General features: G+C 64.3%; 15 protein-coding genes. 3 read left to right on the top strand and 12 right to left on the bottom strand.

Going from position 1 to position 12,225, the window contains the following annotated elements; genetic code table 11:
* Positions 1-41: 41 nt before the first annotated feature.
* From JQ609_RS17780 to JQ609_RS17735, 10 genes are all read right to left on the bottom strand, one after another.
* Positions 42-452 (bottom strand): DUF2000 family protein, encoded by a 411-nt coding sequence (locus JQ609_RS17780; protein ID WP_212204635.1) that lies wholly within the window; start codon positions 450-452, stop codon positions 42-44.
* A 156-nt stretch (positions 453-608) separates the two neighbouring features.
* On the bottom strand, positions 609-998 hold the full coding sequence (locus tag JQ609_RS17775; protein ID WP_409363368.1) for a DUF4189 domain-containing protein: 390 nt from the start codon (positions 996-998) through the stop codon (positions 609-611).
* A 248-nt stretch (positions 999-1,246) separates the two neighbouring features.
* Entirely contained in the window at positions 1,247-2,851 is a 1,605-nt protein-coding gene (locus tag JQ609_RS17770; RefSeq protein WP_212274361.1) for an NTP transferase domain-containing protein, read from the bottom strand.
* On the bottom strand, positions 2,848-3,552 hold the full coding sequence (locus JQ609_RS17765) for an XdhC family protein (RefSeq protein ID WP_212274360.1): 705 nt from the start codon (positions 3,550-3,552) through the stop codon (positions 2,848-2,850). The genes JQ609_RS17770 and JQ609_RS17765 overlap by 4 nt, the downstream gene beginning before the upstream one ends.
* Positions 3,549-3,878 carry an XdhC family protein gene (locus tag JQ609_RS17760; RefSeq protein ID WP_212036957.1) on the bottom strand — a complete coding sequence of 110 codons (330 nt, stop codon included), beginning with the start codon at positions 3,876-3,878 and terminating at the stop codon, positions 3,549-3,551. Before JQ609_RS17760 ends, JQ609_RS17765 begins: the two co-directional genes overlap by 4 nt.
* Positions 3,879-3,891: 13 nt before the next feature.
* Positions 3,892-5,097 carry a VWA domain-containing protein gene (locus JQ609_RS17755; protein WP_212274359.1) on the bottom strand — a complete coding sequence of 402 codons (1,206 nt, stop codon included), beginning with the start codon at positions 5,095-5,097 and terminating at the stop codon, positions 3,892-3,894.
* A gap of 121 nt (positions 5,098-5,218) precedes the next feature.
* Complete coding sequence (locus JQ609_RS17750) at positions 5,219-6,124, bottom strand: MoxR family ATPase (protein WP_212274358.1); 906 nt, start codon at positions 6,122-6,124, stop codon at positions 5,219-5,221.
* A 37-nt stretch (positions 6,125-6,161) separates the two neighbouring features.
* A complete protein-coding gene (locus JQ609_RS17745; protein WP_212274357.1) occupies positions 6,162-6,965 on the bottom strand; it encodes a xanthine dehydrogenase family protein subunit M in 804 nt (267 codons plus the stop codon).
* Between the two features lie 65 nt (positions 6,966-7,030).
* Positions 7,031-7,516: a (2Fe-2S)-binding protein gene (locus JQ609_RS17740; RefSeq protein WP_192734115.1), complete on the bottom strand. Its 486-nt coding sequence runs from the start codon at positions 7,514-7,516 to the stop codon at positions 7,031-7,033.
* A 211-nt stretch (positions 7,517-7,727) separates the two neighbouring features.
* Positions 7,728-8,174 carry a carbon monoxide dehydrogenase subunit G gene (locus tag JQ609_RS17735; protein ID WP_212204615.1) on the bottom strand — a complete coding sequence of 149 codons (447 nt, stop codon included), beginning with the start codon at positions 8,172-8,174 and terminating at the stop codon, positions 7,728-7,730.
* A gap of 247 nt (positions 8,175-8,421) precedes the next feature.
* Between JQ609_RS17735 and JQ609_RS17730 the strand changes: the two genes are divergently transcribed.
* The 3 genes from JQ609_RS17730 (at position 8,422) to JQ609_RS17720 (ending at position 11,145) form a co-directional block, all read left to right on the top strand.
* Positions 8,422-9,777 (top strand): 3-carboxy-cis,cis-muconate cycloisomerase, encoded by a 1,356-nt coding sequence (locus tag JQ609_RS17730; RefSeq protein WP_212274356.1) that lies wholly within the window; start codon positions 8,422-8,424, stop codon positions 9,775-9,777.
* A 98-nt stretch (positions 9,778-9,875) separates the two neighbouring features.
* A complete protein-coding gene (gene pcaD, locus JQ609_RS17725; protein ID WP_212274434.1) occupies positions 9,876-10,658 on the top strand; it encodes a 3-oxoadipate enol-lactonase in 783 nt (260 codons plus the stop codon).
* Positions 10,659-10,752: 94 nt separating this feature from the next.
* On the top strand, positions 10,753-11,145 hold the full coding sequence (locus tag JQ609_RS17720; protein WP_212274355.1) for a carboxymuconolactone decarboxylase family protein: 393 nt from the start codon (positions 10,753-10,755) through the stop codon (positions 11,143-11,145).
* On the opposite strand, the gene JQ609_RS17715 is transcribed toward JQ609_RS17720, so the two are convergent.
* Both JQ609_RS17715 and JQ609_RS17710 read right to left on the bottom strand, forming a co-directional pair.
* Positions 11,125-11,634 carry a hypothetical protein gene (locus JQ609_RS17715; protein ID WP_212274354.1) on the bottom strand — a complete coding sequence of 170 codons (510 nt, stop codon included), beginning with the start codon at positions 11,632-11,634 and terminating at the stop codon, positions 11,125-11,127. The genes JQ609_RS17720 and JQ609_RS17715 overlap by 21 nt on opposite strands.
* Positions 11,635-11,912: 278 nt before the next feature.
* The gene (locus JQ609_RS17710; RefSeq protein ID WP_212204606.1) at positions 11,913-12,074 is read right to left on the bottom strand and encodes a hypothetical protein; all 162 of its coding nucleotides are present in this window, start codon (positions 12,072-12,074) and stop codon (positions 11,913-11,915) included.
* Between the last annotated feature and the right edge of the window lie 151 nt (positions 12,075-12,225).

The following is a 12,225-nucleotide window of genomic DNA, read 5'->3' as shown; positions in this document are numbered from 1 at the left end:
GGCGATTCCGCCTGGCAGCAACGCTCCAAGTTCGACGCTTCCTAGCTGTGAAACTTCAGCCCGTCGACGATCTTGTCGATCACCTTGCGCTCGGCGCGCATGGCGAGCCCCACGAGATTGAGTTCGGCGCGGATCACCGCTTTCACCACCTCGCGGTTGGCGGCGTCATGCGTGGTCTTGAACATGTCCTCGGTATAGACCGCAGGCGTCACGTCCCGCGCCAGCGCGCGTTCGAGCGCGCGCGACAGCGCGGCGCGATCGGCGCCATAGATCAGGATCGGCTGGCCGATCAGCGACAGATATTTGGTGCCAGAGCCGTCGCCATAGGGCTCACCGATGCATTCGGGAAACGAAGCGGCAATGCCGCCAGCCAGGAACGAGGCCACGTTGAGCTTCTGCCACGGTTCAAGATCGGTCCGAATCACGACCGCGATTTTAGTGTCGAATTGCATTGATTACTCCGAGGTCATTCCGGGGCGTGCCGAAGACACGAACCCGGAATCTCGAGATTAATAATAACGGGATAGCAATATCGAGATTCTCCGATGTGCAATAGCACATCGTAGTTCGATGCTAACGCATCGCCCCGGAATGACGATGGTGAAAAACTACCCCTTGGCGTCGCAGGCCCAGGCGCGGATCACGCATTCCTTGCCGCCGAATTCGTAGCACTTCTTGGTCGCGGCGTTGAGCGAGCTCGAAATCTTCGGTTTCACGGCATAGCCATGGGCGCCGCAGGGCTTGGCCATGTCGATGGCGAACGCGGCGCAGGCGCGCTTCATGGTCACGGCGGTGCAGTCGCCCTTGCATTGCTTCAGCGCGGCGGCACGCGCGGTCTCTTCGGCAGGATAATCATAGGCCTGGCCATAGGCGCCGCATTTGCCGACCGCCAACGCGCCGGCCGCCCAGCTTTCAGTGACGAAACGCGACGCGCCGATCACCAAAGTGAGCGCAAGAATGAATAGCGCGCGGCGCTGCGCGGCAGCGGTCGAAACGATCAAGATCCCCATCCCCCAAGACAGCGGGCGGAATCTAGCCGGGAGGGAGTTGAGACTTGGTGAATGGAAGGTTGAATTCGGGGGGTGGGATAACAACCGATCTATCGGTTTGTCGTCCCGGCCTTGAGCCGGGACCCATACGCCGCGGCGGTTGCGATTGTAGGAGGTGTCGGCCACTTCGCTTCAGCCGATAGCACAACGCGGTATGGGTCCCGGCTCAAAGCCGGGACGACGTGGATAGGGTTCGGCTAGGACCTGCGCGCCGCTTCCAGCGCCTGAGGGGTGTCGATATCGAGAAACGCGCTTTCGCCCTCGACCGGGACTTCGGCCACAGCCTCGGCGTGCTTGGCGATGAGGTGGCGGGCGCCGACGTCGCCATCCAGCGTCATCAATTCGCGGAAGAAACGCCGCGACCACAGCACCGGATTGCCGCGCCTTCCATCGCTGACCGGGACGGCGATCAGATGCCCCCGATCCGGCTCGAACGCCTCGATCAGCCGGTCGATCAGTTTGGCATCGATCAGCGGCATGTCGCCGAGGCACACCAGCGCGCCGTCGGCATTCGCGGGCACCGCCGCGATACCCGCTTTCACCGAGCTTGCAAGACCGCCGGCGAAATCCGGATTGCGCACGAATTTCACTCTCAAACCGGCCAGTGCCTGCTCGACCAGATCGGCCTGATGGCCGGTGACGACGATCACCTCCATCGCCTTCGAGGCCAGCGCGTGCTCGGTCACGGTCCGCACCAGCTTGTTGCCGTCGAGTTCGGCGAGTAGCTTGTTGGGTCCGCCCATCCGCGTCGAACGTCCCGCCGCCAGCACGATGGCCGCGACGTTGCGGCTGGCTTCGGTGTCGGCAACGGTGCGCGGCTGCGGTCTTGTGACGATTTCCATCAACAGGCCACCGACGCCCATGCCGGTGAGTTCGGCGCGCGTCACCTTCAGGCCTGCGAGCAGGCGCATGAGCACCCAGTCGAATCCGTTCTCGACCGGCGAGCGCGCGCAGCCCGGCGCGCCCAATACCGGCACGCCGCCGGCGCTGCCGATCAGCAGCAGATTGCCGGGATCGACCGGCATGCCGAAATGCTCGATCGCGCCGCCGATTTCAGTGATCGCGGCCGGGATCACGTCGCGGCGGTCCGCGATCGCGGATGCGCCGAAAACGATCACGAGTTCGGCGCCGAGACCGAGCAACTCCTTGATCGAGGCGGCGAGCACGGTCTCGTCATGCGGTACGCGCCGCTCGGCGATGATGCTGGCGCCCGCCGGCGCCAGGCGCTCGGCGGTGACGCGCAGCGTTTTCTCGATCACCTTCGGCGCCAGCCCCGGCAGCAGGGTCGAGACCACGCCGACGCGCTTGATGCTATAGGGCGCAATCCGCAGCGCGCCCTTGCCTGCGACGGCAACGGCGGCGTCGCGCAGTTTCGCTTCGACGCCGAATGGAATGAGCTTGACGGTCGCGATCATCTCGCCTTCGACCACCGGCTTGAAGGCGGCAAGGGTTGCAAAGGTAATGGCTTCATCGACGCCGTTGATGCGGTCGACCGCGGCGCGGTCGACCACCAGCACGCCGGCCTGGGCGGCGAACAGATTGGAACGGCCGGTAAAGGCGCGCTCGACATTGACGCCCTCGCCCGCCACCGCCTGCGCGATGCTGGCGGCCGCGACGTCTTCGGAGACGTCACCGTCTTCCAACCGCACCACGACGATTTCCTTGACGCCGGCCTTGGTCAGCGCCTCGACTTCGCCGGGACCAATGGTCGTGCCTTTCTTGAGCACCAAGGCGCCCTGACGCAGCGTATGCACGGTGACGCCGCCAATCGCGTCGGCCGGACTGGCGGGGCCGAACTTCATGCCGCCTGCTCTTTCACATTTTCCTTCGGCAGCCGCAGTTCGGCGGTAATCTCGGCCATGATCGAGACCGCGATTTCCGACGGCGACACCGCGCCGATGTTCAGCCCGATCGGCGCATGGATGCGCGCGATGTCGGCATCGGACGCACCCTGCGCCTTCAACCGCTCGGCACGCTTGGCATGGGTCTTTCGCGAGCCGAGCGCGCCGATATAGAAGCAGTCGCGCGCAAAGGCGTGCAGCAGCGCCGGGTCGTCGATCTTGGGATCGTGCGTGACCGCGACGAATGCCGTGTAGCGATCGACATTGAGCGGCGGCAGCGCCACGTCCGGCCATTCGGCGATCAAAGGCACATCCGGAAAACGCTCGGGGCTGGCGAACGCGGTACGCGGATCGACCACCGTGACATCATAATCCAGCGAACGCGCCAGAGGCGCCAGCGCCTGGCTGATATGGACCGCACCGACGATCACGAGCCGTGCGGTCGGTGCGTAGACGTTGAGGAACAGCTTTTTGCCGGCGGCCTCGATCATGCCGCTCTTGCCCATGCGCAATTGCTTTGAAAGCTCGCCGCGCAGGGGATCGGTCGCGATGTCTTTTGCTTTTACGAGGCGCTGGTCGCCATTGGCGGTATCGGTGATCACGATCACCGGCCGCCGCGCGGCGCGCTCGATGTTCACTTCGGAAAGAGTTTGGAGCTTCACGACTGCGCTACCTTCTCGACGAAGACACGGATGGTGCCGCCGCAGCTTAGCCCGACATTCCAGGCGGTCTCGTCGGCCACGCCGAATTCCAGCATTTTGGGCTGGCCGCTGGCGATCACGTCGAGCGCCTCGGTGACGACAGCGCCCTCGACGCAGCCGCCGGACACCGAGCCCAGGAACGTGCCGTCGTCATTGATGACCAGGCTGGAGCCGGCCGGGCGCGGCGCTGAGCCCCAGGTTTCGACCACGGTCGCCAGCGCAACCCCATGACCGGCCTTTTGCCAGGCCTCGGCGGCCTGCAGGATGTCTTCGTCGCGATTGAGCATAGCGGGCCTCGTTTCAAGCTGCCGATCGGATCACGCTGCGATGATGGGGCGGAGGCGGCGCCGAAAGCGCCTCGATCAGCCCTTCCATTGAACTCAAATTATGCACCGGGCGGAATTCGTCAACGTGCGGCAGCATCATTTTGATACCCTGCGCCTTGGCCTCGAACCCGCCATAGCGCAATAGCGGATTGAGCCAGATCAGGCGGCGGCAAGATCTATGCAGCCGGTCCATCTCGAACGCCAGTTTGTCGTCGGCCTCGCGCTCCAGCCCGTCCGAGATCAAGAGCACGATGGCGCCCTGCCCGAGCACGCGCCGGCCCCATAATTTGTTGAACGAGTGCAGCGAGGTGGCAATACGGGTGCCGCCGGCCCAGTCCTCCACCGAGGACGAGCAGCGCGCCAGTGCCTCGTCGGGATCGCGCGCTCGCAGCGAGCGCGTCACATTGGTCAGGCGGGTGCCGAACAGGAACACCGAGACGCGCTTGCGCGCATCTGTGATGGCATGGAGGAAATGCAGGAACAGGCGGGTGTATTCGCTCATCGACCCGGAGATATCGAGCAGCGCCACGATCGGCGCGGGCTTGTCGATCCGCCCGAGCTTTCGGATGTCGATGATCTCGCCGCCGGTGCGCAAGGAGCCGCGCAGCGTCCGGCGCATGTCGAGCTTGAGCCCGCGCGCGTCCGGCTGATAGCGGCGGGTGCGCAGCTCGGCTTGCGGCAACCGCATGTCCGCAATCGCGCGCGTCACTTCGGCGATCTCGGCCGCGCTCATCTGCGCAAAATCTTTCTTCTGCAGGATCTCCTTGTCGGAGACGGAGAGCCGCAGCTCCTGCTCCTGGGCCGGCGGGGCCTCCTCGCGCATCGAGGGTTGCGCCAAAGCCTCCTGCACACGCCGCGAGGCCGGCGGCGGCTTTTTCTTGGCATGGTCCGGCAGCGGCACCGAATCCAGCATCGACTTCCACTCTTCGGCGGCGCGGAAGAACAGGTCGAAGGCCTGCTTGAAAATCAGCGCATGTTCGTGACGCTTGACGAAGATCGCTTCCAGCGTGGCGTAGACATCGGCGCGATTGCCGATCTCGATCACCTGCAGCGCGTTGAGCGCATCGATGACCGCACCCGGCCCGACCGGAATCCCGGCCGCGCGCAGCGCGCGGGCAAAGCCGACGACGTTGTCGGCCATTTGGCCGGTGGGCGGATTGAGGTGATCGATGGTTGTCATGGAACCAATCTCTATCGTCATTCCGGGGCGTGCCCCTTGGCGCGAGCCCGGAATCCATTGAGCAGCGTGCGTGCTGACGAATGGATTGCGGGTTCACGCTTTGCGTGCCCCGGAATGACGGCTAGTCGCTCGTCGCTTCCTTCAAAACCTTTTGCAGCGTGTCGCCCTGCATCCGCGCGATGTCGTCCTGGTATTTCAGGAGCGCGCCCAGCGTGTCGCCGACGACTTGCGGCGTCAGCGAGCGGGCGTCGAGTTCGGTCAGCGCGGTGGCCCAGTCGATGGTCTCGGCGACGCCGGGCGACTTGTAGAAATCCTGATCGCGCAGCGCCTGCACGAAGCGCACCACCTGCTGCGAGAGCTTTGCGGAGATATCCGGCACGCGCGATTTGACGATCGCCAGCTCGCGCTCGGCATTGGGATAATCCACCCAATGATAGAGGCAGCGGCGCTTCAGCGCGTCGTGGATTTCGCGGGTGCGGTTCGAGGTGATGATCACGATCGGCGCTTGCGGCGCCTTCACGGTGCCGAATTCGGGAATCGTCACCTGGAAGTCCGAGAGGATTTCCAGAAGGTACGCCTCGAACGCCTCGTCGGCGCGGTCGAGTTCGTCGATCAACAACACCGGCGCGCCGGCCACATCGGGCTCCAGCGCCTGCAGCAGCGGCCGCTTGATCAGGAAGCGCTCGGCGAAAATATCGCTGGAAAGCTGGTCGCGGTCAGTGTCGCCGCCGGCTTCCGCGAGCCGGATCGCGATCATCTGCGCTGCGCTGTTCCACTCGTAGACCGCGGAGGCAACGTCGAGGCCTTCGTAGCACTGCAGACGGATCAGCTTGCGGCCAAGGGCGGCCGACAGCACCTTTGCGATTTCGGTCTTGCCGACGCCGGCCTCGCCTTCGAGGAACAGCGGTCGGCCCATCCGCAGCGACAGATAGGTCACCGTCGCCAGCGACCGCTCGGCGAGATAGCCGCGCGAGGTCAGCAAATCCTGCATCGCATCGACGGATTTCGGTAGCGCCGATGCACTCATGACAAAGCCAATCTTGCTGAGCCGGGAAACGGCAAACTTACTTCGCCGTCGCGGCTTCGACGGCGCGGCGCGTCAGTACGCCGATCAGATGCGCGCGATACTCGGCGCTGCCGTGCAGGTCGCTGTTCAGCCCTTCGGCCGGAACGGAAACGCCATCGAGCACCTTGTGCGAGAAGCGCTTCTTCAACGCCTCTTCGAACGGTTCGGCGCGGAATACGCCGTCCGAACCGGCACCGGTGACGGCGACGCGGACATCCGACGGACGCTTGGCGACGAACACACCGACCAACGCGTAGCGCGAGGCCTGGTTGCGGAATTTGATATAGGCCGCCTTCTTCGGCACCGGGAACATCACCTTGGTGATGATCTCGTCGCTCTCGAGCGCCGTCGTGAACAGGCCCTGGAAGAATTCTTCGGCCTTCAGCCGGCGCTTGTTGGTGACGATGGTGGCGCCGAGCGCCAGTACGGCTGCGGGATAATCCGCGGTCGGATCGTTGTTGGCGAGCGAGCCGCCGATGGTGCCTTTGTGGCGCACCGCAGGATCGCCGATCATACCGGCGAGTTCGGCCAGCGCCGGAATGGCTTCGCCCACGACGGCCGATGTGGCGACCGCGGCGTGCCTGGCGGTGGCGCCGATCACCAGCGAACGGCCCTTCATCTCGATGCCGTCGAGGCCATCGATATGGGAGAGATCGACCAGATGCGGCGGGCTCGCGAGCCGCTGCTTCATGACCGGCACCAGCGTGTGGCCGCCGGCGATCACCTTGGCGTCTTCGTTCTTCACCAGGAGATTGGCGGCCTGACGCACGGTCGCGGGGCGATGATATTTGAATTCGTACATGAGGACTTCCTGATCGCGGTCGCGATGAATTCGGTGATGCGAGGCGGACTTACGCCAGGTCGGATCTAAGCAAGGTCGGATTTGGCCATCGCCTTGGCGCCGGCGGCGATCGAGGTCACGATGTTCTGATAGCCGGTGCAGCGGCACAGATTGCCTTCGAGCTCTTCGCGAATGACGTGGTCCGAAAGGTCGTTGCCCTTGCGGTGCACCAAATCGACCGCGGTCATGATCATGCCGGGGGTGCAGAAGCCGCATTGCAGCCCGTGGTGCTCGCGGAAGGCTTCCTGCATCGGGTGCAACGGCGCGCCGTCGGCGGCCAGGCCCTCGATGGTCCGCACTTCATGGCCGTCGGCCATGACCGCCAGCGTGGTGCAGGATTTGACCGCCTTGCCGTCGAGATGGACGACGCAGGCGCCGCACTGCGAGGTATCGCAGCCGACATGGGTGCCCGTCAGCCGCAGGTTTTCGCGGAGAAACTGGACCAGGAGGGTACGGGGGTCGACATTGGCGTTTACGGGATTGCCGTTCACGATCAGGGAAATCTTGGCCATCAGCACTCTCTTGAGCTGCACTGCCGCATATCGGCTGCGCAGGCGTTTAAAATCGTTCCAAGGCCATAATATGGGCCATCCCGGCAATGAGCAACCTTGGCAGTCACTCACTTCCGGCATGGCCAGATGCGGCTTAGCGGGACTCTTGACGGGATATTCGGGCTGGACTTGAGGCGGGGAATCTTGGACGGGGCCAGGAGGCTGCCAAGCCTCAGCCTTGCACCGCCTTGGCGAAATTGGCGAAGAATTCGTCGGCCAGTTTCTTGGCCGAGCCGTTGATCAGGCGCTGTCCGAGCTGGGCCAGCTTGCCGCCGATCTGGGCCTCGACATTATAGCTCAGCAAGGTGCCGCCATCCTTTTCGGCCAGCGCCACCGTGGCGCCGCCCTTGGCGAAACCGGCCACGCCACCCTCGCCCTCGCCCGAGATCTTGTAGCCGTTGGGCGGGTCGAGATCGCTCAGCGTGACCTTGCCCTTGAAGCGGGCGGAGACCGGCCCGACCTTCATTTTCGCGGTGGCGCGGAAGCCATGCTCGTCGGTCTTTTCCAGCTCCTCGCAGCCGGGGATGCAGACCTTCAGCACTTCCGGATCGTTCAATTTGGCCCACACGGCCTCGCGCGACGCCGCAAGCTGGACTTCGCCGTTCATCGTCATGGCCATGGTGGTGTCTCCTGTAACGCTTCAAAACTGTTCTCCCAAGTAATGCACGGCCGCGCAGAAGGAAAGGCCGCCCTGGGACGACGAGCGATGCATATTCGCAAAGCCAAACAGGGATCGCCGCAATGCCGCAAATTTTGGCGGCCGGTGTTGTGACCGGGATACCGCCAACCGGGTTGCCATTGCCAACCCAGGTTGGTGTGACCAACCGGGTTGGCAACGCCAACTTGGGATGGTTAGGTCCGCACAGATGAGCACATCCCTGTCCCCACTGCTTGCCCCGATGCTGTCGAGCGCCGCGATGCGCGCGGTGTGCGACGATACCGCATGCCTGCAGAACATGCTGGATTTCGAGGCCGCGCTGGCCCGCGCCGAAGCCGCGATCGGCGTTATTCCGAACCAAGCGGCGGGCCCGATCACGAACGCCTGCCGGGCCGAATCATTCGACCTTGCCGCATTGGCCGAGGCCGCGACGCGGTCCGGCAATCTCGCGATCCCGCTGGTCAAGGCGCTGACGGCTGATGTGGCGAAGCTGGACGCCGACGCTGCGCGCTACGTGCATTGGGGCGCGACCAGCCAGGACGTGATCGATACCGGCGCCATGCTCGGCCTGCGCGCCGGTATCGATGCGCTGCTCACGGACACCGCCCGCGCCATCGCGGGCTTTGCCAAACTGGCACGCCAGCACCGCAACACCGCGGTGGTCGGCCGCACCTGGCTGCAGCATGCACTGCCGATGCCGTTCGGCCTCAAGCTTGCCGAATATGCCGCGGCCCTGCACCGCTCGGAGAAGCGGCTGCGGCGATTGCGCAGCGAGACGCTGGCGCTGCAGTTCGGCGGCGCCGCCGGCACGCTCGCCGCGCTCGGCGACCAGGGAATGCTGGTCGCCGAAAAACTGGCGCAGGAGCTGAAACTGCCGTTGCCCGAGGCGCCCTGGCACACCCACCGCGACCGCATCGCGGAGGCCGCATCCGTGCTCGCCATCCTCGCCGGCACTTGCGGCAAGATCGCCCGCGATGTTTCCCTGATGATGCAGACCGACGTCGGCGAAGCCTTTGAGCCGTCGGGCGAAGGCCGCGGCGGCTCCTCCACCATGCCGCACAAGCGCAACCCCGTGGCGGCCGCGACCGCGCTCGCCGCCGCCACCATGGCGCCCAACCTGGCGGCAACGATTTTTGCCGCCCAGGTCCAGGACCACGAACGCAGCGCCGGCCCCTGGCACGCGGAATGGCCGACCCTGCCGAGCTTGCTGCTGGTCACCTCGGGAGCGCTTGCAGCCATCGTCGACATCGCCGAGGGGCTGGAAGTCGATGTGGCGCGGATGCGCGCCAATCTCGACGCCACCGATGGGCTGATCATGGCCGAAGCGGTGACGTTCGCGCTGGCTGAGAAAATCGGCAAGAGCGCCGCACATCATCTGATCGAGGCGGCCAGCAAGAAAGCCGTCGCCGAAAAGAAGCATCTGCGCGACGTAATTGGCGCGGACTCAAATATCACCGCGCAGCTCAGCACGGACACAATCGCAAAACTGTTCGAGCCGATGGCCTATCAGGGCGCCTCGCAAGCCCTGATCGACCGCCTGCTCGCTTCACTGGACATTCAATAGATGTCATTGCCGGGCTTGACCCGGCAATCCATCTTCTTGAATAGAATCTTTTTTGATGGATGCGCGGGTCGAGCCCGCGCATGACGAGGGAAAACACCATGCCGATGATCGACGCCGACGGCTGCCTGCTCAATGTTTCCGTCGAAGGCCGCGACGGCGGGCCGACGCTGATGCTGTCGAATTCGCTGGGCTCGACCATGCAGATGTGGGAGCCGCAGATGAAGGCGCTCACGGAGGTGTTTCGCGTTATCCGTTACGACCGGCGCGGCCACGGCAAATCCAGCGTGCCGCCCGGGCCCTATTCGATGGAGCGGTTCGGCCGCGACGTGCTGGCGATCCTCGACGATCTGAATATTGCCAAGACGCATTGGTGCGGGCTGTCGATGGGCGGCATGGTCGGGCAATGGCTGGGCGCCAATGCGCCGGAGAGATTCGGCAAACTCATCCTCGCCAATACCGCCTGCCACTATCCCGACCCGACCAACTGGCACAACCGCATCAAGGCGGTGAAGGAAGGCGGCATATCAGCGGTCGCGGACACCGTGATCGGCGGCTGGCTGACGGCGGATTTTCGCGAACGCGAGCCGCAGATCACCGCCAACATGAAGGCGATGATGCTGTCGACGCCGGTCGAGGGCTACCTTGCCTGCTGCGAGGCGCTGTCGACGCTGGATAACCGCGAGATGCTGCCGAAGATCAAGAGCCCGACCCTGGTGATTGCCGGACGCCACGACATGTCGACGCCGGTTGCGGCGGGTGAATTCATCCGCAGCCAGATTCCCGGCGCCAGCATGACGATTTTGGACGCCGCGCATATTTCCAATGTCGAGCAGCCGCACGCCTTCACCGACGCGGTGGTCGGCTTCCTTACGCAACGCTAACAATCGCCATCGCGAGCGCAGCGAAGCAATCCATACTTCCTTGGTTGCACGATGGATTGCTTCGCTGCGCTCGCAATGACGGAAGGAGACAGCAATGGACGACGACAAGCGCCGCGAGAACGGCATGACCCAGCGCCGAAAAGTGCTCGGCAATGAATGGGTCGACAAATCGATCGCGGGCCGCAATGCGTTCAACAGCGATTTCCAGGACCTGATCACCCGCTATGCCTGGGGCGATATCTGGACCCGGCCGCATTTCGACCATCGCACCCGCCGCGTGCTGGTGATCGGCACGATGGTCGCGCTCGGGCAGTGGGATGAATTCCGCCTGCATGTGCGCGCGGCCCTCGCCGAAGGCGGCTTCACGCCTGACGATATCAAGGAGATCATCCTGCAGCAGGCGATCTATTGCGGCGTGCCGGCGGCCAACCACGCCGTCAAGGAAGCCGCAGCGATCGTCGCCGAACTAGGTCTGCTGAAGGGATAGCTCGCCTGAGCCGGCGCTGGCATCCGCCGGCTTCTGCGCCGGTGGCTCGACCAGCATCACGATCACGGTGCCGAGCATCATCAACAGTTCGGCCGCATGCATCCGAAGGGCGGCGGTCTCGCCGGCCTGCGACGCCAGCAACACGCTTGCAAAGCTGATGACGCTGCCGATCGCCAGCGCCATGCCGAGCGCTTCGTTGCAGCCGCCACTCTTGCGGATCGTAGCGCGGGTCACGAACACTAGGAAGACCGCAAAGAACGCCACCACCGTCATCCGCCCGAGCGCCAACAGCCAGGCGAAACGCACGGTCGCCGCGCCCGCCAGTTGCAGATGATCGCTGACGAACAGCGCCAGCGAAATGTTGGGCCGGTCGTAGAGGCCGTGGATCGGCGAAACCATGATCTTGAACGCGATCAGGGTCCAGGCCGGAATGAAATACGCCGCCAGCAGCACGCCGCTGAGTGAACTGAGCCGCCAGTGTTTGGCCATGTCGCTTCCCGTTGGTCCCGCCGCGCTTCGAGGCGGCGGGCTGACGGCGACGTAACTCCCTTAAACGGCGAGCGGCAATTTAAACCCTTTGTTTACCTTAATTGGCCGGCGGCCGGCCCGGAGTACACCTGTTATTGCCGGGCTTGACCCGGCAATCCATCGCTCTTCAAAAAATGATGGACGCCCGGGTCAAGCCCGGGGGTGACGAGTAGACAACAGGGCCGGCCAAAGAAAAGCCCCGCCTGGGCGGGGCCTTCCTTACTTTCCTTACTTTCGAACTAGCGGTCCTGATCCGGCATCTCGCCGGGTCGCTCGCCCTGACGGCGGCTCGGATCCTGCTGCTGCTGACCGGGCTTTTGACCACCGCCCTGCTGCTGCTGGCCGGGCTTCTGACCCGGGTTCTGGTTCTGCTGGCCCGGCTTTTGGGTCGGGTTGTTCATATGGGAATCTCCCTTGTTGAACGTCGTCGCAGTCAACGAGAAGTCGGGAGTTTGGTTGCGGGGGAACACCGGTTCCAGCGGGATGATTGCGCGGCAAAGCCGTGTTGGCATTGTGACCCAAGGAACTCCCTGGGAACCGGCAGTTCAAAAC

Source organism: Bradyrhizobium sp. AUGA SZCCT0169 (assembly GCF_018130085.1).
Classification (GTDB): domain Bacteria; phylum Pseudomonadota; class Alphaproteobacteria; order Rhizobiales; family Xanthobacteraceae; genus Bradyrhizobium.
The sequence above is the reverse complement of the archived record's forward strand: the minus strand, read 5'-3'. Positions and strand labels throughout refer to the sequence as shown.